At 38.5% G+C, this 21,959-nt stretch carries 19 protein-coding genes and 1 pseudogene; 5 read left to right on the top strand and 15 right to left on the bottom strand.

Going from position 1 to position 21,959, the window contains the following annotated elements:
* Positions 1 to 31: 31 nt before the first annotated feature.
* Both ACZ9EE_RS28295 and ACZ9EE_RS28290 read right to left on the bottom strand, forming a co-directional pair.
* Entirely contained in the window at positions 32 to 802 is a 771-nt protein-coding gene (locus tag ACZ9EE_RS28295) for a transporter substrate-binding domain-containing protein (RefSeq protein WP_476031892.1), read from the bottom strand.
* 293 nt (positions 803 to 1,095) lie between these two features.
* Complete coding sequence (locus ACZ9EE_RS28290) at positions 1,096 to 2,040, bottom strand: EamA family transporter (protein WP_476031891.1); 945 nt, start codon at positions 2,038 to 2,040, stop codon at positions 1,096 to 1,098.
* A gap of 126 nt (positions 2,041 to 2,166) precedes the next feature.
* Here ACZ9EE_RS28290 and ACZ9EE_RS28285 point away from each other — a divergent pair.
* A pseudogene (locus tag ACZ9EE_RS28285) lies at positions 2,167 to 2,289 on the top strand (AraC family transcriptional regulator); the annotation flags it as partial.
* A 3-nt stretch (positions 2,290 to 2,292) separates the two neighbouring features.
* Here ACZ9EE_RS28285 and ACZ9EE_RS28280 read toward each other — a convergent pair.
* Both ACZ9EE_RS28280 and ACZ9EE_RS28275 read right to left on the bottom strand, forming a co-directional pair.
* On the bottom strand, positions 2,293 to 2,868 hold the full coding sequence (locus tag ACZ9EE_RS28280; RefSeq protein ID WP_476031890.1) for a nucleotidyltransferase family protein: 576 nt from the start codon (positions 2,866 to 2,868) through the stop codon (positions 2,293 to 2,295).
* A gap of 208 nt (positions 2,869 to 3,076) precedes the next feature.
* Positions 3,077 to 4,285: an MFS transporter gene (locus ACZ9EE_RS28275; RefSeq protein WP_476031889.1), complete on the bottom strand. Its 1,209-nt coding sequence runs from the start codon at positions 4,283 to 4,285 to the stop codon at positions 3,077 to 3,079.
* A gap of 509 nt (positions 4,286 to 4,794) precedes the next feature.
* Between ACZ9EE_RS28275 and ACZ9EE_RS28270 the strand changes: the two genes are divergently transcribed.
* A complete protein-coding gene (locus tag ACZ9EE_RS28270) occupies positions 4,795 to 5,658 on the top strand; it encodes an SDR family oxidoreductase (RefSeq protein ID WP_476031888.1) in 864 nt (287 codons plus the stop codon).
* Between the two features lie 227 nt (positions 5,659 to 5,885).
* On the top strand, positions 5,886 to 6,437 hold the full coding sequence (locus ACZ9EE_RS28265; RefSeq protein WP_476031887.1) for a hypothetical protein: 552 nt from the start codon (positions 5,886 to 5,888) through the stop codon (positions 6,435 to 6,437).
* A gap of 322 nt (positions 6,438 to 6,759) precedes the next feature.
* Here ACZ9EE_RS28265 and ACZ9EE_RS28260 read toward each other — a convergent pair whose 3' ends face one another.
* A complete protein-coding gene (locus ACZ9EE_RS28260; RefSeq protein WP_476031886.1) occupies positions 6,760 to 7,224 on the bottom strand; it encodes a phage tail protein in 465 nt (154 codons plus the stop codon).
* Between the two features lie 23 nt (positions 7,225 to 7,247).
* A complete protein-coding gene (locus ACZ9EE_RS28255; RefSeq protein WP_476031885.1) occupies positions 7,248 to 7,727 on the bottom strand; it encodes a GyrI-like domain-containing protein in 480 nt (159 codons plus the stop codon).
* Between the two features lie 110 nt (positions 7,728 to 7,837).
* On the opposite strand from ACZ9EE_RS28255, the gene ACZ9EE_RS28250 reads away from it, so the two are divergent.
* Positions 7,838 to 8,800: a helix-turn-helix transcriptional regulator gene (locus tag ACZ9EE_RS28250; protein WP_476031884.1), complete on the top strand. Its 963-nt coding sequence runs from the start codon at positions 7,838 to 7,840 to the stop codon at positions 8,798 to 8,800.
* Positions 8,801 to 8,953: 153 nt separating this feature from the next.
* Positions 8,954 to 9,670 (top strand): YwaF family protein, encoded by a 717-nt coding sequence (locus ACZ9EE_RS28245; protein ID WP_476031883.1) that lies wholly within the window; start codon positions 8,954 to 8,956, stop codon positions 9,668 to 9,670.
* A gap of 1,519 nt (positions 9,671 to 11,189) precedes the next feature.
* Here the strand turns inward: ACZ9EE_RS28245 and ltaS are convergent.
* The 9 genes from ltaS to ACZ9EE_RS28200 form a co-directional block, all read right to left on the bottom strand.
* Complete coding sequence (ltaS, locus tag ACZ9EE_RS28240; protein ID WP_476031882.1) at positions 11,190 to 13,175, bottom strand: lipoteichoic acid synthase; 1,986 nt, start codon at positions 13,173 to 13,175, stop codon at positions 11,190 to 11,192.
* Positions 13,176 to 13,671: 496 nt separating this feature from the next.
* A complete protein-coding gene (locus tag ACZ9EE_RS28235) occupies positions 13,672 to 14,202 on the bottom strand; it encodes a GNAT family N-acetyltransferase (protein ID WP_476031881.1) in 531 nt (176 codons plus the stop codon).
* 750 nt (positions 14,203 to 14,952) lie between these two features.
* On the bottom strand, positions 14,953 to 15,594 hold the full coding sequence (locus tag ACZ9EE_RS28230) for a malonate decarboxylase holo-ACP synthase (RefSeq protein WP_476031880.1): 642 nt from the start codon (positions 15,592 to 15,594) through the stop codon (positions 14,953 to 14,955).
* On the bottom strand, positions 15,585 to 17,276 hold the full coding sequence (locus tag ACZ9EE_RS28225; protein ID WP_476031879.1) for a biotin-independent malonate decarboxylase subunit beta: 1,692 nt from the start codon (positions 17,274 to 17,276) through the stop codon (positions 15,585 to 15,587). Before ACZ9EE_RS28225 ends, ACZ9EE_RS28230 begins: the two co-directional genes overlap by 10 nt.
* The gene (locus ACZ9EE_RS28220; protein ID WP_476031878.1) at positions 17,254 to 17,565 is read right to left on the bottom strand and encodes a malonate decarboxylase subunit delta; all 312 of its coding nucleotides are present in this window, start codon (positions 17,563 to 17,565) and stop codon (positions 17,254 to 17,256) included. The genes ACZ9EE_RS28225 and ACZ9EE_RS28220 overlap by 23 nt, the downstream gene beginning before the upstream one ends.
* A 13-nt stretch (positions 17,566 to 17,578) precedes the next feature.
* Positions 17,579 to 18,454: a triphosphoribosyl-dephospho-CoA synthase gene (locus ACZ9EE_RS28215; RefSeq protein ID WP_476031877.1), complete on the bottom strand. Its 876-nt coding sequence runs from the start codon at positions 18,452 to 18,454 to the stop codon at positions 17,579 to 17,581.
* Positions 18,455 to 18,469: 15 nt separating this feature from the next.
* Positions 18,470 to 20,116, bottom strand: coding sequence for a malonate decarboxylase subunit alpha (gene mdcA, locus ACZ9EE_RS28210; protein WP_476031876.1), 1,647 nt, complete (start codon positions 20,114 to 20,116; stop codon positions 18,470 to 18,472).
* A gap of 37 nt (positions 20,117 to 20,153) precedes the next feature.
* Complete coding sequence (mdcH, locus tag ACZ9EE_RS28205) at positions 20,154 to 21,089, bottom strand: malonate decarboxylase subunit epsilon (RefSeq protein WP_476031874.1); 936 nt, start codon at positions 21,087 to 21,089, stop codon at positions 20,154 to 20,156.
* Between the two features lie 53 nt (positions 21,090 to 21,142).
* Entirely contained in the window at positions 21,143 to 21,802 is a 660-nt protein-coding gene (locus ACZ9EE_RS28200; protein WP_476031873.1) for a GntR family transcriptional regulator, read from the bottom strand.
* Positions 21,803 to 21,959: the final 157 nt, after the last annotated feature.

The following is a 21,959-nucleotide window of genomic DNA, read 5'->3' as shown; positions in this document are numbered from 1 at the left end:
GCGCGCTTTATGCGCGCCCGTTAGACTAAACTTATTCACCAAGATAGGTTTTAACAATTTTATCATATGTACCATCTTTTTTGAGTTCAGCAAGACCTTTATTGATTTTTTCTAATAAATCCTTGTTTTGCCCTTTCAAAACAGCAATTCCATATTGGTCTCCATTTAATCGGTCACCCACAATTTTCAAACCAAGGTCCTTTTGAGCAATAGCGTAGGAGATAACCGGATAATCTTCAATAAGTGCATCCGCATTTCCATTTGAAACTTCCTGGAACATGGCTGGACTATCGTTAAATTGAACGACTTTAATTCCTAGTTTCGCTGCATTATCTTGTGCAAATTTAGCACCCGTTGTGCCTTTTTTAACGGCAACCGTTTTTCCTTTAAGATCATTAACTGATTTAGTAGTTGAATTCTCTTTTTTAACAACTACTGTTAATCCTGCATCAAAATAAGGAGTTGAGAAATCTACTACCTTTTTTCTATCATCTGTAATGCTCATTCCGGCAATCGCTACGTCAAGTTGATTGGCTTGCATGGCTGGAATAATACCACCGAAGTCCATTGGATTAAGTTCAATTTTAAAGCCCTGATTTTTCGCGATCGCATTGATCAAATCAATATCAATACCCTTATACTCATTTCCATCTTTATATTCGAATGGAGGGTAAGTCGTGTCCACGCCGACTTTATATACCTTTTCACTATTCGTTTTTTCTCCTGATGTTTCCTTGCTTCCGCATGCTGCGATAAAGAGAGTTAGAATTAAAAATAAACTAAATAAACCAAATTTCCTCATCAAATACACCCCTACTTTTTAGATTATTTCTAATATAATAAAAACAATACTTTTTTAATATATCACATATATCAAACATGAAAAAGTTTTTTTTGTGTATTAATCTATCTATTTAATAAAATACAAAAAAACTTTTTAACCTTTGAATATCTTCATAGTAACTAATAAAACAATTAAACAGAATTTATTTTTTGAAAATGAATTGTGGATATTATTTTAATATTCTAATTATATTATTAGGTTTCGAATAGACCAGTTTGCAAAAATATCCGGCCAAAAAGCGCCTCAGCGAGCTAGCTAATTTTGAGGGGCTTTTCATTATTTGAAATTTTGTCAGTCTTTGAAGAGGAACCTTTATTCAAAGCCAACAATAATATCATTCCAATGATACAAACTGTACCAATCCATTGGAAAAATCCAAAGGTTTCTTTTAACCAAAAGACTGTCGTTAAAACAGCCGCTAGTGGCTCTACGCTTCCTAGCAGGCTTGATTCTTTTGGTGTTAGACTTTGCAAACTTTTGATGTAAAACCAAAATGCTATCATCGTACCAAAAATAATAACGAAGACTAAGTAGAAATAAGTTTCTAGTGTTAAGCTTTTAAAGTCAATTTGCCATGGTGGATGGATAAAACTTAATGCTAAACCACCGATCATCATAGCCCAACCAACAATGACAAGGGAATCGTATTGTTTCAATAAAGGAATGGCATATAACGTATAAAATGCTAAAGCTATTCCAGATAAAACACCCCAAACGATTGCTAGTGTTGGTACAGATAATTGAGAGATTGAGCCGTTTGTTAATAAGAAAAAACACCCTATTAAAGCCAGGGAAACAGTCAACAGGTCATTTCGTGTTAAAACAGTTTGTTTGCGGAAAATTAAGTAAACGATAATCATAACCGGTGCTAAATATTGTAATAGAGTTGCAACAGCAGCATTACCATGTTTAATAGAAGCCATATACGTATATTGAACCGCAAGCATGCCGAGTAACCCAAAGATCATTAATCGAAAAGCTATCCTTCGATTTTTCCAAACACCAAGTATCTGGGAACGGTCCTTTCCGAAAAATTGAACTGTTAGGAGTAAAAAACCAGCTACGAGCAAGCGGGTGGTTACAAGCCAATCTACATCGATTTGATATTGTTGAAAAAGCTTTTTTGCAACAGTTCCACCAATCCCCCAAAATACGGCTCCTATAATAACAAGAGCGATACCCTTTTGTCTTTTCATGATTGATTCTCCACCTTTAAAATATATAAATAGTGATATACTATTTTAAATAATAAGTGGAAAACCGCTGAAATGATACCCAAATCGAATGAAAAAATATAAATACATTGAGGTGGTCAAATGCAAATGAAAGATTTTTTAGTGGACCAAAGTTTAATAGAATTAACGGTCCATCGAACAGTTGTATTACCACTTTCATGTTACGAAACCACGATTTATCAAAATATAAATGGATATATACCACTTCATTGCTTAGTAAGAACGATTTATATGCTGCACTTTTAAATTATTCCAAGTTGATTTCCAATTCTTTTTTGTTATGCGGGCTTCGTAAATTTCTATTCGTTCTTTAGTTTCTGTAAAAAAAAGAGTCGGCTTCACTTCTAGATTAATAACATCACTAGTGCCGTATGGGGCGGTTAATTTCACATTTTCGTCTTCATCTAATTTTACTCCTAAAGCTGTGGCTGTTTCTGGGAACTTGGAAATAGCATCAACGGAAGAAGAATAGGGAGGCATATTGCTTTTAATGTGCATCCTAGCTTCATTCTTTACAGACCAAGGAATGTTAGGTATAAGGGTTTTAAGCTTTTTCTCAAGTTTCTTTTCCTTTAATTGATCAAGATTAGTAGGATCAAAATAAATTACATCAATATCGGGGATTGGAGTTCTTTCACTAAAATTATGTAGTGTATCCCATATTTTTGAACGAACAAATCCAGCACAAATCCACCAATCAGGCAAATTCAATGATTTTGCCGCTTTCAATATATTCATCATCCATTTATCTTCTGTAATAAGTTCAATGATTTTTTCCTCATTTATCATTGCAAAATTACTCCTTAAAATATGTAGTACATTAATAATTCGTTAACCTTCAATGCTTATCCTTCCTTAACTAACATGAGCCGGTCAGATGAACAGAAAAGCGACTGCCCTAATTGAACGATCGTTCCTCGTTACTTTATGTTATAAATTTCGCAAACTGCCCTGGCATTAAAAGGAAGGATTTTGTATATTAAAATCCTTCCTACCATTATTTTTGTAATTCTTTTCTAACAAATAGTTGCCTATTTTTATAAACAATTGTACTTGCCAAAGCTAGTATTACCCCCGATAAAACGAATACAATTCTTAACCCTAACAAGTCTGCTAATAACCCCATAACCAAAGAACCAGCCCCGAACATTCCCGTTCCAATAGCTCCTAATAAGGTATAAACAGTAGTTAACTGCTCTTTGGAAACACTAGTCTGGATAACCGTTTGTTGCGGAATGCTTTTGATTTGCCCGAAAAACCCTATAATCAGCGATAGAAATAAGGCTATGGTTGGATTGCTATTTAAGCTAAAAAAAATAGTGACTAAGAAACCGGCGAATGAACCAACAAAAATAAAAGTACCTAGTTTCTTTTCCACAATATAGGAATAATGAATACAAAAAACACTTCCTAAAATTAATCCTAGAAAGAAAGCACCATTGATAAATCCCCACCATTTTTCATCAACGTTTAAAGCATCGTAGACGAAAACATATAATATAGCTGCAATCCATACCGTCCCTGCAATCGTTTCTAAGGTGTCTATCCAAGCAATTTTTCGTAAGACAGGAGTATTGGTTAAAGTTCTCCATCCCTCTTTAAGTTGTTCTAATTTCCCTTTTGACTCGGTTGTCTTATGACTTACATTTTCTAATAAACATAGCAAAACACTTGATATTACGAACAAACATCCAACTAGCCAATTAAGTTGTTGCGGACTTAAAATCATTAAAAACAGACTGCCTACGAACCACATCACTGCTTGGATGAATTGAGTGACTGTTTCAGCAACGCCATTAGCTTTTATTAAATCAACAGGGGGTACATAGTGTGGAATCAACGTCTGTCTTATAGGATGTGCACAGCCGTCAAGAAAAGCAATCATTCCAATCAATATAAAGCTTAAATAATAATTAGATGCTGTAATACCAACTAACATCAACCCCAGAATAACAAGCAGAATGGTTTTTCCAATTTGCGACCAAGTCATTAACCATTTTAAATTCACTCTTCCAACCAAAAGAGGAGTTAGGAGGCTGGAAACAAACATGGATGAAGTAATCGTAAAGGGAACTAATGATGATGCTGTTGCAGAATCGGTTAAGTTATATATCACACTAATAACACTTACGATATATAGGACATCACCTATATTTGCGAAAGATTGACCCAATAGTAATAAAGCAAAATTTTTATTTAATTTCATTCTAAATCCCCCGATTTTCAAATTAAATAATGTCTATTGGGAGATCTTAGATCGGCCTATTCATTTAACCCAATCTCCTTTCAAAAGCGGATAAACCTGGGGGATTTAGATTTATCTCAAAATTTTTTCTTAATATGATTATATGAATTTTAGCTTAATTAAAACACTTACTAAATTATAGTTTAATAATCTTTACAAGGTGAAACATCTTCGGAAATCATAAATTAAATAATTCATGATATCTTGGTTAAACTTCCTCTTTTAAGTCAGTTACAACGAATAAAAAAAGAGCTCATTTCAAAATTAACTAACTGATGCTTTAACATAATTAGAAGTAATAATTTTGAAATGGAGATTTTTATACAAATGTTTTTACCCATAAGTTGTTTTTTTTCTCTTCTTAAAGCAACTCCTCTTCCCTTCCTCTATTTATGCTCACTTTTAAAGGGTATATTTCCCAAATGATAATCATAACTTATATCAAAAATTTAATATTATTCTTTAGGAAAATGCCGAGGAGAGTGTATGTAATGGGTTTTCCGCCTCAACAACAAAGTAAACCTGGCATTGAATCATTAATGACACCCAGACCTATATTTGATGACCCCAATTACCAACCAGCCGGTAAACTTATGAATAAGGTAGCTCTTATTACTGGTGGAGATAGTGGGATTGGGAGAGCTGTTGCGGTCGCCTTCGCGAAAGAGGGTGCAGACATTGCCATCTCCTATCTTAATGAACACAGCGATGCCAATGAAACAAAGTTTTATGTCCAAAAGTACGGACGTCGTTGCATTACCATCCCAGGTGAGATAGGGTATGAGCAACCTTACCAACAAGCTGTAATGCAAACGATTCACCAATTTGGCCGGATTGACATTTTGGTGAATAATGCCGGTGTACTGCACATTAAGAACAGTTTGCTGGATATAGATTCGAATCAACGAGCAAGCACTTTTCACACAAATATTTTTTCGCAGTTCATTTTGACGAAAGCTGCTCTGCCGTACATGAAGTCAGGGAGCTCCATCATCAATACAACATCCGTTAGTGCCTATCTAGGAGATCAAGATTCCATTGACTACTCGGCATCAAAAGGAGCGATTGTTTCATTTACACGCTCTCTATCATTGTCACTGGCATCACAAGGGATTCGAGTCAATGGTGTTGCTCCGGGGCCCATTTGGACTCCATTGATTCCATCGTCCTTACCTCCTGAACAGATTGCCACTTTTGGAGATAACGTTCCCATGAAGCGAGCTGGTCAACCATTTGAAGTGGCACCTGCTTATGTATTCTTAGCCTCCAATGATGCATCTTACATATCAGGGCAAATACTGCATGTAAATGGCGGACAAATTGTAAACAGTTAAACTCATCCAATTCGGAATTGTAATTTAGAGAGATGCTTCCGCTGATCGCCGGCATGATGAGGAGAAAACCGCCAGTCGTTGGTGTAAGTGCAAGATAAATATCGTTAATGATGTTAATTGTTTATTTGCCGCTCTTCGGACTTCCGTGGGGCTTTTTCATTGTAACTATAGGCATCTGAACCGAATATGATAGGGTGGTTATAACCCCATCACAGGAGGGAATACTAATGTATCCAGGAAATTATGGAGATTGGACGCCGTATTACAGGATTCATCCGGCTATCGACCAAATTATAGCCAATTGGTCCGAATCTCAAAAAAATGTTGTGCATAAGTTAGTCAATAAATACGGGCTGCCAAACGAAACTAGTTCGAGAAGACTCATTTGGCATCATAATGTCCCGTGGAAACGAACGATCGTTTATCTTGATACGGTTCCGCACAACTTTCCTACTCCCCATCTTGATTTCTTGAAACAGACCATTAATTACAAGGTGCCTGTTGAACTTTTTGATGAAATTGCCCAATTTGACGGAAGTGTTTATCCTGATCGTACGGGCGGCGAAGCTTCGGCGAAATGCGACAAAGAAGAAATGAATTTTCTAGCATTGAATATGTTAAATGAAATTGTGACTGGAAAGCGCACCGTGGAAGAAGCAAAACGTTTTTTTGCCGACACCGCCATAAGATATCATCAAGGTATATCTTCACCTTATATTGAAGGATTCCTTTTCCCACAGCAAACACATACGGCCGATCCCGATGTACGTCTTTTCTGAGCCTTCTGGAGCTCCCTAAAAAACTAGGGGTGCTTTTCAGTATGGATGTTAACTAAAGCATAATGAATTTAAAGAGGGCGTCCCAAAAGTACAACTTTTTGCAAAAAAATAAGAAAATCGTTCTCCTTGGTCTCATTAGTCACCACAACCAACTAACCAAGCAAGGAACGATTTTCATTTGTATATACAATATGAAACGAACCAATTATCACTACCAAAGGATATTCAAGTACCGTTAATTATATAGTAAGCTATTTTTTACCTATAGAACTAATTTCAATAAGATTACTACAAAAATGACTGGACTCCTCCACTTGATACTTTAATATTCTCCTTTAATTACAAAATATGAGCCCCGAATGGTTCCAGCTAGTTTAGACTTCTGCCTAGCAAACTTAAACTTCCCTTCTAATTCCTTTGGTACCTCCATCCCCTCAGAAAGCTTAAAACCAACGGCACGCTTCTTAGGGTCATCAACTGTATACAAAACATTGACCTCAAGCCCATCCTCATAAAAGACGTAGGCCCACTTGATATTTTCCACTTGAAAACGAGATGTTTCTAATGGTTTGGCGGCAAACTCAATATCACGTTCTTCTTTCAAAATTCGGTTCACATAATCAAGGGTCTCGGAGGATTCACTAGCTGGTACAACCGTAAATTCATGCTTGTATTTGTTCATAAAGTAACGGGCTTCATGAGCACGTAAACCAGCAAGTGCTTCTACTACAGGTGAAGACTCTAAACCAACCGTAGACACATTTTTAAAATCAACAGTATTGGACATTTGTATTTCTCCTTTTTAACTCTTTATTTCCTAACAACAGGAATCCACATTTCACCATATACTAAGCCATTTCGCTTCCCCATCTCAACCGTTGCATTTGGGCCGCCAACATAGGCAAAATTCTTTGCTTCTGGCAAGACTTGACCAAAGGCAATACCAGTAAGCATATTATTCAATTCTTCAGCCGTCTTCCCTTCCCCTTTAACCACTAGATATTGGCCCTTTGGAAATTGGATCACTCTGGCTTCTTCTGGTGCTGATGCCTCTGTCATAACGCCAGCATAATGCATCAACTTGTTATTCACTGCTTCGTTAACGGCAAAAACGTAGTCATTTATGGCTGTTGCTTTTAATGAGTCAAGCATTCCATCTTGGCTGATGGCCTGCCAAAAGTCTGACTTTTCCCTGGTTAAGCCAGCAAAGTCTGTGTAATCGCTCTTAAGCTCCGTTCCAATACCTATAACGATAAAGCTGTCTTTTTCTTCTAGGGTATAATCTGCCATATTTAATACCTTCCTCGTTTTTAAATTAATCAAATGATTTGTCTTCTTCACTTGATGTGTATATGATAACCTTAAATCATGTCAAAAAATGATACTGTTTAGGAGTCCCGATGAAAAAAGTTGAACGGATTAATATCATCATGCGGTATATCAACAACCGCACCCACTTTACAATAGCTGAAATCATGCGGGAATTTAACATCTCTCGTTCGACAGCTATTAGAGATATCAGAGAAATAGAGGCAATGGGGATGCCACTTGTCGCTGAAGTTGGAAGGGATGGGGGTTATTTTGTCATGCACAACTCTGTCCTTCCCGTCGTACGCTTTACCGATAATGAGGTCAAAGCTCTTTTTATTGCCTTTATGGCCACAAGAAATCAGCAGCTCCCTTATCTAAAGAGTCGTCAGTCTTTAGCTGAAAAATTACTAGGCCTCATCTCAGAAAACCAGCAAGATGACCTTGTTCTTTTAAATGAAATCTTGCTTTTTGAAGGGACCAACCCCCATAATCCCGACCTGCTTGATCTTACAGACCTCCCCGATCCGATGTTAGAAAAACTCATCCAAATCCTTCTTTTGGATAGCTATTTATTGATTACCATCAATGAAGAGAAGGTAAGAAAGTCTTATCCAATCTATCTCTTGCACCTTTATCATGAAAAAAGCCTTTGGCTGATTGAAGGATTTGACTTAGTGGAAGAAAAGAGGATGATTTTTCCTGTTGACCATCTCACTGATGTCAAACCCTACCCAACGGAAAAAAGATTAAGTAAGAAAAAGATTTTAGAAAAACTAAGTAAGCGGAAAGAAGAGATTAACCTTGTCCTTGAACTTGGTCCAAAAGCAATTGCCCAATTCAAAAAATACCATCCTTTAAACGTTTCAATTTCCTATACAAACCCATATCAAACCACAGCCATTCTAAAGACTTTCATCCATGTTAATAAGCCCGAAGAATTGACCGAAATAACGAATTGGCTGCTTTTTCTAGGTGGGGATATCAAGGTCAGGGAAGTGCCGGAAGAAGTCTTAGAAGTTTTACAAGAGAGATTATCCTTATACTCCCGATAAACCAGCGACCAGTTTTGTAGCTCCCACCCCGCTATGTACGCCAGCTGTTGAAAACATACTGATTTTAACTTTGAAGAACTTAAAGGTTAGTATAGTAATCGATGAATTTGCCCCAAATTAGAATGAGCAATTATCAAAACAATGGGGTAAAAGATGCATACATTTTTTCAAGTTCATTCTACTCTTCCTTCTTTTCGTCTTTTTTCAGTTGAACACTTTTTGCCACTTGGTATCATTTTAGTTTTATGCACTCTCCTATTTATTTTTAGAAGACAGCTGCCAGTAAAAAGGAAGAGAAGAACTTTAAGATTCTTTTTAGCCTGTCTCCTTTTTTTATCTACGGTTTTGGAGCAAATTTGGCTCCTATATAAGGAAGCATGGTCATTGAAAGAGGATTTACCGCTTCAACTTAGTGATCTTTCTGTTATACTCGCTATTGTGATGCTGTTTACCAAGAGTAAAAAACTTTTTCAATTCCTCTACTTTGCAGGGTTAGGCAGTTCTATTCAAGCTATTTTGACTCCTGACCTTGGGAGATATTCATTCCCGCACTTTGAATATTTTGAGTTCTTTGTATCACATGGAGGCGTGGTGCTGGCATGTATATTCATGATATTGGCTTTTAATTACAGACCGACTCTTCAAGTGATGTGGATAAGCATTTTGATTGTAAACATTTATTCAGGCTTTGTCTTTTTCCTCAATAAATGGCTGGGAGCGAATTATCTATATCTCATGAAAAAGCCAAAATCGAGTTCTCTATTAGATTATCTTGGACAGTGGCCCTGGTATCTGCTCTCCATTGAGATGGTGATCATTTTAAGTTTTTATATTTTGTATAGTCCGTTTTGGATAAAAAGAAAATATTGATGTAGTCAGATGTCTTCAATCTGAAAGCTCACTGTAGCCCAGGGAGTTTTTTTAAAAGGGGATACTAAACATTAGATAGTCTCGTTGTTAATAGCAGTGCTGCTCATACGCTGATCTCAACCGACATCTTTTAAAATTTATATGTATATGACAAAAAGGAGAAGTGAGTTTCCTTTAAGTAGTTCAGTTATCGAGTAGAGATTTCCTGACTTCGGACAGAACTGAAGTAATTTAGCCATCTGCTGTCCGAAGTTGTCTCGACTTTGGACAGGACTGAAGTAATTTAGCCATCTGCTGTCCGAAGTTGTCTCGACTTCGGACAGAACTGAAGTAATTTAGCCATCTGCTGTCCGAAGTTGTCTCGGCTTCGGACAGGACTGAAGTAATTTAGCCATCTGCTGTCCGAAGTTGTCTCGGCTTCGGACAGAACTGAAGTAATTTAGCCATCTGCTGTCCGAAGTTGTCCCGACTTCTGACAGAACTGAAGTAATTTAGCCATCTGCTGTCCGAAGTTGTCTCGACTTTGGACAGGACTGAAGTAATTTAGCCATCTGCTGTCCGAAGTTGTCTCGACTTCGGACAGGACTGAAGTAATTTAGCCATCTGCTGTCCGAAGTTGTCTCGACTTCGGACAGCACTGAAGTAATTTAGCCATCTGCTGTCCGAAGTTGTCTCGGCTTCGGACAGGACTAAAGTAATTTAGCCATCTGCTGTCCGAAGTTGTCTCGGCTTCGGACAGGACTGAAGTAATTTAGCCATCTGCTGTCCGAAGTTGTCCCGACTTCGGACAGGACAGAAGTAATTTAGCCATCTGCTGTCCGAAGATGCCTCGACTTCGGACAGAACTGAAGTATTTTAACCATCCGCTGTCCGAAGTTGTCTCGGCTTCGGACAGAACTGAAGTAATTTAGCCATCTGCTGTCCGAAGTTTTCTCGACTTCGGACAGGACTGAAGTAATTTAGCCATCTGCTGTCCGAAGTTGTCTCGACTTCGGACAGGACTGAAGTAATTTAGCCATCTGCTGTCCGAAGTTGTCCCGACTTCGGACAGGACTGAAGTAATTTAGCCATCTGCTGTCCGAAGTTGTCTCGACTTCGGACAGGACTGAAGTAATTTAGCCATCTGCTGTCCGAAGTTGTCCCGACTTCGGACAGGACTAATATAATTTTTCCTCATACTGTTCAAAGCTGCCCTATTTTCAGAGACTTTGCCCTTCTGATCTTTTAAGTAGCAAGCGGCAGTTAAAATTACTTATCGTCCACCTTCTTTGAATCATAACTAGGAAATCAGCATTACGTTGTAGCAGCAAATAACATATGACCAATAACTATTGTCCATATAAGAATTTATATGCCATTTTTATTGCTAATTTAGATATATCTCATACTAACCTTGATCTATCACCAAAAAAGAAATAGTCCAATTCTATTGCGAATTGGACTTAAAAAATACAGTTAAAATTTAGTTTTTCTACCTTAAAACTGAACTACTTAGAGTTTCTTCACTTTATCTTTCCGCCTACTCTCCTGTATCAGGTGTTGGTACAGTGGTAGTCTTCACTGTTTTTTGCGGCTTATCTTTAGGTCCTAAATATTGAAAATCATCTGGATTAATCGGCTTGAAACCTGGTGGCTGGTAGAAACGCAATAAGTCTCTTTGAACCACTTCATCTGACATTTGAAGTTCTGTTCGAACTTTTGTGTCTAGACTTTTAGATTCCGGAGTAGATGGGATTTTCAAACCTGTTTTTGGATCGTAAATTTTATCGCTTAATTGGTACATAGTTGGTGATACATAATCGCCATTTCTGAATAATGCCCAATTACGATGTTGTGGAGATAATAAATCAGATCCAAATTCAATATAATCTTTTGTATCGACCCCTAATAAGTGTAGGACAGTTGGTCTAACGTCAACTTCTCCACCATATTGGTGTTGAATTCCACCTTTAACTCCTGGTACATGAATGTAAAGTGGAGTTTTTTGCAAGTCTGCATCCATCGTAGGTGTAATTTTATCAACGCCAAGTACTTTTGCCATTGCTTTGTAATGGTTAGAAGATAAACCATAGTGATCTCCGTAAAGGACGATGATACTTTTATCGTATAAACCGTCTTTCTTTAAGCTATCAAAGAATTGTTGTAATGCTTGGTCCATGTAATGAGCTGATTGGAAATAATTATCGACAATAGGGTCTCCTGTATTACCTTTCGGGAAGTCTGTATCACCTGGATCCATTTCAAATGGGAAGTGGTTCGATAATGTAATAAACTTCGTATAGAAAGGCTGCGGCAAGCTCTCTAACATTGACATCGATTCCGCAAAGTACGGCTTATCTTTCATACCGTAGTTCTTTACATTACCAGAGCTCATATCATAATAAGAAGCATCAAAGAATTGATCGTAACCTAATGATTTATACATTACATTTCTGTTCCAGAATGTTTTGTAGTTACCGTGGAATACAGCTGAATTATATCCTTGTTCGTCTAATATAGCCGGTGCTGATTGATACGTGTTCTGTGCTTTATTAATAAAAACTGCCCCAGTAGACATTGGATATAGCGAGTTTTCCATTAAGAACTCTGCATCGGATGTTTTACCTTGCCCTGTTTGGTGAAAGAAGTTATCAAAATAGAATGTATTTTGGTCGTGTGTTAGTGAGTTTAAGAATGGCGTTACTTCTTCCCCATCTGGCATTTTGTAATTAATCATAAAGTTTTGGAATGATTCCATTGAGACGTATATGACGTTCATTCCTTTTGCCTTACCGAACAATGCAGGGCTCGGCTGTGTAAAATTCGCTTTACGATAATTTTCTACATCGGTAATATCGCTGCTGCTTGCAAAAGCCTTCTCTGTGGAAGATTCTGCATTTTCAACAATATCATAAAGGGTAAAGTTTGGAATACCTAAATACTTAACTAAGTAATTACGGTCAAAAGTACGTGTTAAAAGTTGTGGGCGGTCTTTTTCAGCTAAACCTAAGTTAAATAAAAACACGGTTACAGCGAATAAAAGCACGAGTTGAAATGATTTTTTACTTTCTACTTTAAATTTCTTAAATACGGTTAGAGCAAGGAATAATATAATGAAAAAGTCCGCAAAAAATAATACATCATATGGTGACATAAGGGCAGCGGCACTGCTTCCTAATTCACCCGCATTGGACTTTCCTTGCATGATAACAGGCACCGTAATGAAATCACTGAAAAATCGATAGTAAACAATGTTAGCATATAATAAAAACGATAATAGGAAATGGATTACGACCATAATGGATTTTGCATGTTTTTTGGATAATAACGCTAATCCAAAGAAGAACAATGCAGAACTGAATGGATTAATTGCTAATAAGAACTTTTGAAGACCATCGTCGATTCCTAATTTAAATTCAAGACGATACACCACATAAGATTTAATCCAGAATAATACAACCACTATAGCGAAAAATAATAAGTGGTTTTTGTTATTAAATATTTTTCGAGAGCCAATGTTATTCACATTAATCCTCCTTTTAGCGATTAAATTTTTCCGTAAAAAAGACTTGTCCTACTTTATCACATTTTGTTTAACTTGAAAATGAAAAATAATTCCATTTCATGATTCCTTTACCTATACAGCAACATCTGGATTTTCCTATAAAAATACCACAATAGTAAATCGTTTAAACAAGGCTTGATACAGCTGAAAATTGTAAAATACCCCACTTCCTTTAATTCATACTTTAACGTTACTTTAGTTGGTTCTTGATATTCCCTGCTTACTAATATACACCAAAATAAATCCAAAGCTTAGTATTAAGGCTTGCAGGTTGTTCAAAAAGTTTCACTAATTAAAAGGAACAATACCCAAAAGCGGGAGAATCTATCATATTTAAAAATGAAAAAACTAATAAAAAAATCTCTTTGCTTAGCAGGGAGATTTACTTTATTACTGCCACATTTTAATTATTCTAACTGTTTTGGTAGGCAGTAAAGGATTCCTTCTCCATTTATTCTCAATCCAGCCTGACCGTTTTAATCTTTCCAAAAAGTAATGCATCATAATATTTATTTTCAATAAAATAGTGGTCTTTTAATCGTCCCTCTAATTCATATCCATTCTTTTCTAATATCCGGGCAGAACCAATATTTGCATCCACAACACTAGCATGGAGCTTGTGAAGATTAAGTGATTCAAATGCGTAATCACTCATTAAAGCAACACATTCTGAACCATAACCCTTGCCCCAATTACCTTTATCGAAAACATAACCGATTTCAGCATGGTTTGCTTCTTTGTCAAAATTGAAAATCATCGCTGTCCCTATAATTTCCTGAGTTGATTTTAAAACAATGGAGGCATATAAGTGAGTACCTGCTGACTCGCGTTTTAGCATTAATTCAATAAACTCACTTGTTTGATTCAACGTGTTCATTAAATTCCAGCCAATAAATCGTGAGACCTCCTCATTTGAGGCAAACTGGTGTATAGCTTTAGCATCCATTATACTTAAAGCTTTAAAACAAATATTTTTACCTTCTAACATGTGAAATAAACTTATATTCATATTTTTCTCCTTTAATTTTCATAACCCATATCCAATTAACCTAAACTACACAACCGCTTCCATTTGTGAAGAGCGTATGTGGCAACACATAGGGTGCTGGTGCGTTTTTACAAACAAGCTTATCCGGCCAAAGGTCTCCCATGACACTTACAATAATGTTGGGGAATCTTCTTTTTTGTATATTTATTGAGTCCTGATAATTTTCTTAAAATCAGGAAAAAAAGCCAAAGTTATTAAAACTACTACTATTAATAGTATGGAGACTTTTTTATCCATTACCATGTTCACAGATAATTATTATTGTGTGTTAATGATAATAGGATAACAAATCCCTTAAAGAAATATCAATCTTACACTTCTTTAGTCTATCTTTTCTAATCTTATACAATTCCTCAAGAATCCCCTTCTTCTCATCAAAAGTATCATCATGATGAACCTTCTTATGACAAAGTGGACATAATGAAATAATATTTGATCCAACATCCAAACTTTATTAATACTCTTTCCTTCAAAACATAGCCAATTTTATTTTCGTAGATATGATTTAAAAAGGCGGAGGATGTCCCATTATTAATGATCACTTGACTATCTCTTAACTGGATATTTCTCTGCATTTTTATAGTAATAGAGACTCAAAAATGTCCATAAGAAAAAAACCTCCAAATTTGGTAATTGGAAGGCTTTGATTAAACACAATTTTCTTTTCTAGATTACAATATTAATAGAAGATTACGGTTGATTACCTATTTTTGTCGGATTCAGGTAGCCGTCCCAAGGATTGCTGCTCAACTTGGGACCCAACATGGTTTTTAATAACACTGGCCCAGGACCTCTTGCATACTCCACCAATGAAAAGGCACCGGCAGGGGTTTCCACTTGAACATCCACTCTTGCCGGGCTTTTCTTTAATTCTTCCACAAGCTTCCTCGCAATACAAAACTCCAATGGTTCTGGTGAACGAATAATTAGGTCTAGGTCACTTTTTGATGTTACTGTTTTCACACCACTAGCAAGCTCAAAACCGACACTTCCTCCAGGCCCCCATGAAAGCCTGTGAGCATTGAATATCTTTTCTACGAACTTCAGAGTCGCAAAAACCGGTGATTGCTTATCTTTCCACAGTTCTTTTCCGGTAAGGTCTTCAGGTTTTATTTGTTTTATAACACTATGTTCTGGTAAAAATGCCCCAAATCTCTGGTTTCTTTGCTTGCCCCTAATCCCAATGGCTGCCTGCCCTCTTGGAGCATGTACCCTCCGTACCACAACAAATGGTGCAATCTCCAAAGAATAAAACACCCATTCAGGGATTAGAGAGTGGCTGAAAATATCTTTTGGATTAATCTTTAGTAAATCATGTGGTTCTAGCACCATTGTTCTGTAAGCTTCTCCCTTACAAGTATAGAAGCTGTCCGCCCACCCTCTCGTGCAAAAGAAGTGTTGAGTCTGTTGCTAAGATCCCTTGGACTGTTTTTTGTGTCTTCAATGGCTTCAACTAATTTACTAAATACTGCTGTGCGGTCGGAAATCCCTGGGGAATCTGCATTTATACCACTCATGAGGGCAAATAGTGCACCTAGTTTTTCAAAAGAACGAATATCATAGGCCATTGCAGGAACTTTTTTTGTGGCTTCTTCCAATTCATCAATCGTACGCTGTGTAATTCTAGCTGCTGATTTTTTGGACATAACATGAACATTTACACCCTCATCCTCTAATGCTATCAGACGGCTTGCTTGCATTCCGTGGGAAAGAAATGCACCTGAAATAGCCTTTCCAGGTATAAAGGCAATGACTGGATGCCCTGCTAATCTAGCAGAAGCGTAAGCATCAACTGCCGCAGCACATGCCTGATGAATCCCCAGAAGTTCCTCCCGATAGCCGTAAGCCTGGCTTGGTACATCAACAATTGCGACAATTGCCCGCTTCTCCTGATGCCGATCCTCTTCGATCACATCCCGTACATGTTTCGCGATCATCCATCCTTCTTCAAGGCCCAATTCACCGGATCGTGCTCTTGGGAAGCGGCTACATTTATCCGGTACCACTGCAAGAAAACGCGCAGGAACATTCCCAATAAAGGCATCTGTACATAGAACAGAAGGGATTTTACTGATAGTTGGGGCCCCCTTTGTTAAGAGAGTAAACCATTTATTCCCTCTGCTTACTATCCCATTGTCCTGAATAGTCCTCGTAAAGCTATATTCATCTAGAGTATTTTGTCCGGACTGTTTCCATAAATGACGTGCTTTTTCCGCGTTAATGAATTCTGAAGGATCGACCGTTTGTAAAAACATTAGATACCTTTCAATCTGGGTGCTTCTTGGGGGTTGTCCGGCCGCTTTTTTGACAGCAGATAGAATAGCATGTTGAAAGGCTTCAATATCATCATCCACAACTAGATCGGCGAATCCCGTTGTGTTTCTTTGATTCCCGCCAATTGTATTCCAGATTAACTGACGATCCATGGAATCGAATTCCTCAATACCGGCTTCTTGCTCGATAACCTCAGGTCCATTTAATCCAAGCCGTCCTTCACGGGTCATAATTAAGATACTGCATAAACCAGCCGTAATGGACATCCCGCCAAATGCTCCAATTTTCCCTGGAATAATACCGATAACCGGTACATATTCCCTTAGAGCGACAATAGCAGCCCCAATTTCTGCAATGGACAATAGTCCATAGTTTGCTTCCTGCAGCCTTACTCCTCCTGTATCAAACACAATAACTGGGTACACTGATCCACCTGCTTTATTTTCCTCCAAAGCGAGTTCCAGTGCACCGGCAATTTTAGCACCTGAGACCTCACCAATGCCTCCCCCCTGGAAATTTCCTTCTATAGAAATCACCAATAAAGGTAGACCATGCAGTTCTCCCCTTGCAATCACCACACCATCATCACTTTGCGGAACTATGCCCTGGGGTTCCAAATGTGGTGATTCAATACCTGTGAATGGATCCAGTAACTCCCTATAGCTGGCTTCATCCAACAATGCACGTGCCCGATCACGTCCACCGCATTCAACAAAGCTATTTTTTAACGTATCGAGCATCGTTAGCCACCTCCAAAGCTTGTGATAAACGTAATGATACAACTCCTGGAGTTGCACCGAAATCATTAATCTTAACGATTGCTGAAACATCATGCTGTGAAAAAAATCTCTCTAAAACGGAGCTCCATGTTTCTTTAAAACCCGTTGTACCAGTACGTACAATGATCTCTGTATATGTCCCTTCTGAAGGTTCCATCAAAATTTCCAAATCTCCAGATCCAACCACACCCACATGTGAAATCGAATTCAATTTTTTTGTTGCAGGAAAACGAAACAATAATTTTTCCAATTTGGCACCCTCCTTATTTTCTAATGAGCGAGTACTTTTTGAACCCACATAAATGGCTTGTGTTATTTTTATAGAGATAATCAAGGAATAATGTAGCCGCAAGCAAATCCGCACTACCCCCTGGGGAAGCATTGCACGTAATTAAGTATTGACTTAGTTGCTCTAAAACCTTCCATCCGGTCTGTGTCCAAACGCCGCCTAATAGTAGGATTTCTGAAGCAAGTTCCTTGGCAGCGGTCAAGCTTTGAGCCCCTCCCCGATGTAAAATACATGTATCATCAAGACTTGCCATAAGTGCAATTAAGGTATTCAGCCTGCATAGGTCCTCTTTAATCCCCCTTCTCCTCGAATCATAAAGAACAGGTAAAGATATATTTCTTATATGAGGGAACCCTTGCTGAGCTTCCCCCAGCGCTCCATTCACCCCATATTTTTCTTTTATCCTTTTACCATTTGTTATTTGTTGTGGCAGGTTTCGATCCGGGAAGAGGGCAAGGTTTCCTGCGGTTTTAGCAATGAGTTCCAAAGATGTCTCTCCTGGGTTCATGGCTGCGCTTGAAATAAGCAGGCCCAATGCCCAGATAGCACCTTTATGTGTATTCACGCCACCAGTAGCCTGGAACATATCGATTTCCCCTTGGCGCCCGATAGCCGCAATCTCTTCCCTTAAATCCTGAGAAGGGCCCCTTCCATAGCTTACCTTGGCAATTTCCCTGAATGCCTGCTCTAATGATCTGGCTGATTTAATCATTAATTCAATCGACATATCATGATGGGAACCTGTGCTTTCCTTGTCAACAAGACCTGGCTTCGGCGTCAGTTCTGCCTCTTCGATCAGCGCTTGCACTGCTAAAATTGCAAGATTCTCTGTATAACGTAAATTTTCCATTTGAACTTCACCCTGTTACCAGCTGCGGAATTTAGCAGGTGGTTCATATAAACCATCTGACCATTCCACCAGCTCCTCTACATTTTTAGCAGCTAGCAATGAACGCTTGGCATCGGTTCTTCTAATCCCAAGATCCTCAGGGAGGGCAATTAGTCCTTCCCTTCTCAACTTATCCGTCTTTCTAACGTCATGTTCAAGCCCAATCGGAGTAACGCCTGCGATTGCTGCGATGGCCTGCCTGCGTTCTTCCATGCTGTTCGCTTTATATAAATAGGCAATCCCTTCTTCCGTCACAATATGTGTGACGTCTTCACCATAAATCATCACAGGTGCAGTTGCGAGATTTGCATCATTTTTTACATCCAATGCATCTAAAGATTCAACAAACACTGGTTTATTTCCGGTTTGGAAGGTTTCTACTACCTGAACTACCAGCTTTTTTCCACGTGCAAGCGGATCATCATTTGTCTTCATGTCCAGCCACGCCTCGGAAGAATGTCTCCTCCCACCTGGGTCGTGCCCCATATTTGGTGCCCCGCCGAACCCTGCAAGCCTCCCGCGAGTAACTGTCGAGGAATTTCCGTAAGCGTCAATCTGCAGACTTGAACCTACAAACAAATCAACAGCATATTGCCCCGCCAGCTGGCATAATGTCCGGTTCGAGCGTAAACTTCCGTCACGGCCTGTAAAAAACACATCGCGCCTTGAGGCCACATATTTTTCCATTCCAACTTCCCCGCCAAAGCAATGGACGCTGTCTACCCAGCCACTTTCGATGGCAGGAATCAATGTGGGATGAGGGTTTAACGCCCAGTGTTTGCAGATCTTTCCTTTAAGGCCAAGCTTTTCTCCATATGTAGGTAGTAACAATTCCACGGCAGCTGTATTATAGCCAATTCCATGATTTAACGACTTTACCTGATGCTTTTCATAGATACCACGGATAATCATCATCGCTTGAAGCACCTGGATATCTGTAATATGTCGCGGATCACGGGTAAAAAGAGGCTCAAGCTGATATGGCTTGTCAGCAACTACAACGTAATCAATCCATGAACCAGGTATGTCAACACGTGGAAGTTCATCCACTAATTCATTCACTTGCGCAATGACAATTCCATCACGAAAAGCTGCTGCTTCAACCAACGTTGGAGTTTCTTCTGTATTCGGTCCTGTGTATAAATTACCGACGGCATCGGCTTTGTCAGCAGCCACCAGCGCAATTGATGGAATCAAGTCGATAAACAACCTTCCATACAACTCTATATAAGTATGGATCTCACCCATCGTAAGTTTCCCATCCTCCAGCATTTGTGCAATCCGAAGACTTTGCGGACCGGCGTAAGAAAAATCTACTTTTTTAGCAATTCCATATTCAAACAAGTCCAAATGCTCAGGCCTGGATATACTGGACATAATCATATGCAGATCATATAATTTTCCCGGGTCTGCCTTGGCAAGGGCTGATGACAGGAAGGATGCCTGCTTCTGATTGTTACCCTCCAGAACAACGCGGTCACCTGGCTGAATTAAAGTTTCAAGCGCCTGAACTATTTTATATGTAGGGATAATTCGGCTGCTCGTAATGCCTTTCATTTTCTCCATTCTCTTTTCTTTTGCCTCTAATCGTTTTTTCCATGAGTGTTTTTTTATCGCCTGCATTTCCTGCTATCCCCTTTCTCCTATCAAACTTTTATACTTAAGAATGTTCAGAACAGAAACGCCTAGCCAAAACCAAACAATTTCCAAACCCGTTTTCATCCACAGAAAGAGAACGGGCACCAGGCAATGCTTTTTTGGATAAACTAGCAAGAACATTTCCTGGAGGCATCTCAATAAAAAGCCTTGTACCATGCTCACAAAGGATGGAAGTAATATCATGCCACATAACTGGATGGGAAACGTTAAAGGCAAGATCCTCCCTAACCTGTTCCGGCGATCTTAAAAGCCTTGCCTTCCGGTTACAAGCATATGGAATGATTGGCTGTCTAAATTTAATTTTTGACAATTCCTCATATAAAGAACTAGAAACTGAGTTTAGTAAAGAGCAATGGGATGGTATGTTCACATTTAGAAGTTCCGCTTTTCTTGCCCCACTAGTACTGGCACGGTTAATGACCTTGTTGAGAGCAGTAATAGAACCTGCAATCGTGATTTGATCCGGAGCATTGACATTTGCCGCATAAACAGGTTCTGCCTCTGTAAAACAAGAATTTGCAAGCTCTTTTACTGTCTCTTCATCCATTCCTGTGATGACAGCCATTCCATAGCCGCTAGGAAAGGCCTGTTCCATTAGCTGCCCTCTTAGCTTTATCATTTTTAGAGCATCAGCAAACCCAATGGCCCTACATGCAACGGCTGCACTATAAGCACCTGCAGAATGGCCTGCCACAATATGGGGATAGATCCCTTCGGCTTCAAATACTTTTAAGATAGCAACAGAGGAAACAAGCAGGTTGATTTGAACAGATACGGTCGATCTCAAAGCTTCATAGGGATTAAAGTTGTAAACGCTTTCTCCAAGTACATCCGTCGCTTCTTGCAAGACAGCCTCAACTGCAGGATGTTCAGGCAGTATTTGAAGCATATTCGGCTTTTGAGAACCTTGGCCAGGAAATAAGAATGCGAGTTTCACCAACATTCACCACCTTGTTTGAAAACTCAACTACTCTATAATCTTGAAAAAACTTATTTATTTTGTGAAGCTAGCTTTTTCTTCATACTCGAAATTACATCCTCGTTATGCCGTTTTAAAAGATTCGTTGCTTCCTTGATGTTTTCTTCTCTCAAAAAATTGATTAACATTTGATGCTCTCTAACAGACTTTTGAATATTACCATCGTTTGCAAACGATAGGCTTTGGATTCTTAGCAGCGGCCATCCGAGCCTTGAATACATCGTTTTAATCGTCTCACTTTTACTCATTTCTACAAGTTTCATATGGAAAGAGTGATTAAGTTGAGTATATTGATGAACTTCCGCCTCATCCTCCATATCTTCTAAAATAGCAGCCATTTTTTGCAGGTCCGTTTGGTCTACTCCGTTTCGGCCAATACGTTCGATGGCCATCGTTTCAAGCATGTTACGTATTTCAAGAAGATCATAGATCTCATTCTCCGTATATTCTTTAACCACAGCCCCTTTTCTTGGAATTCTTTCCACAAGGCCTTCTATGGAAAGTAGATAAATAGCTTCCCTAACGGGAGCGCGGCTAGTTCCGTACTCTTCTGCATAAATATGTTCGATTAGTTTATCCCCAGGGATAAGTTCCCCCTTAATAATTTGATCTGTAATATGTTCAGCAATGTGATTTGATAATGCATTTTGAGTAAATTTATTCGTTTTCATGACGAAGTCTCCTCCAATCATTTTTAAAATAGTCGACTGTCGATTTTTATTATAGTCTCAGAATTCGTAGATTTCAATATATTTAGAAAATTTAAAAAAAGATTGACATTTTATTTTCTCACGATTTATTATGAGTTTTAGGAATACAGTCGACTGT

It is taken from the genome of Bacillus sp. URHA0034, assembly GCF_056280405.1.
Note: the sequence above shows the minus strand (reverse complement) of the source record. Positions and strands in the feature narration are given on the sequence as shown.

Excerpts from the sequence above, each read along its gene's own strand:
- ACZ9EE_RS28230 (WP_476031880.1), bottom strand. The coding sequence starts at position 15,594 with ATGGTGCTAGAACCACATGATTTACTAAAGATTAATCCAAAAGATATT.
- ACZ9EE_RS28290 (WP_476031891.1), bottom strand. The coding sequence starts at position 2,040 with ATGAAAAGACAAAAGGGTATCGCTCTTGTTATTATAGGAGCCGTATTT.
- ACZ9EE_RS28275 (WP_476031889.1), bottom strand. The coding sequence starts at position 4,285 with ATGAAATTAAATAAAAATTTTGCTTTATTACTATTGGGTCAATCTTTC.
- ACZ9EE_RS28200 (WP_476031873.1), bottom strand. The coding sequence starts at position 21,802 with ATGAAAACGAATAAATTTACTCAAAATGCATTATCAAATCACATTGCT.
- mdcA (WP_476031876.1), bottom strand. The coding sequence starts at position 20,116 with ATGCAGGCGATAAAAAAACACTCATGGAAAAAACGATTAGAGGCAAAA.
- ACZ9EE_RS28265 (WP_476031887.1), top strand. The coding sequence starts at position 5,886 with ATGTATCCAGGAAATTATGGAGATTGGACGCCGTATTACAGGATTCAT.
- ACZ9EE_RS28245 (WP_476031883.1), top strand. The coding sequence starts at position 8,954 with ATGCATACATTTTTTCAAGTTCATTCTACTCTTCCTTCTTTTCGTCTT.
- ACZ9EE_RS28280 (WP_476031890.1), bottom strand. The coding sequence starts at position 2,868 with ATGATAAATGAGGAAAAAATCATTGAACTTATTACAGAAGATAAATGG.
- ACZ9EE_RS28255 (WP_476031885.1), bottom strand. The coding sequence starts at position 7,727 with ATGGCAGATTATACCCTAGAAGAAAAAGACAGCTTTATCGTTATAGGT.
- ACZ9EE_RS28225 (WP_476031879.1), bottom strand. The coding sequence starts at position 17,276 with ATGCTCGATACGTTAAAAAATAGCTTTGTTGAATGCGGTGGACGTGAT.
- ACZ9EE_RS28235 (WP_476031881.1), bottom strand. The coding sequence starts at position 14,202 with ATGTTAGAAGGTAAAAATATTTGTTTTAAAGCTTTAAGTATAATGGAT.
- ACZ9EE_RS28215 (WP_476031877.1), bottom strand. The coding sequence starts at position 18,454 with ATGGAAAATTTACGTTATACAGAGAATCTTGCAATTTTAGCAGTGCAA.
- ACZ9EE_RS28250 (WP_476031884.1), top strand. The coding sequence starts at position 7,838 with ATGAAAAAAGTTGAACGGATTAATATCATCATGCGGTATATCAACAAC.
- ACZ9EE_RS28260 (WP_476031886.1), bottom strand. The coding sequence starts at position 7,224 with ATGTCCAATACTGTTGATTTTAAAAATGTGTCTACGGTTGGTTTAGAG.
- ACZ9EE_RS28295 (WP_476031892.1), bottom strand. The coding sequence starts at position 802 with ATGAGGAAATTTGGTTTATTTAGTTTATTTTTAATTCTAACTCTCTTT.
- ACZ9EE_RS28270 (WP_476031888.1), top strand. The coding sequence starts at position 4,795 with ATGCCGAGGAGAGTGTATGTAATGGGTTTTCCGCCTCAACAACAAAGT.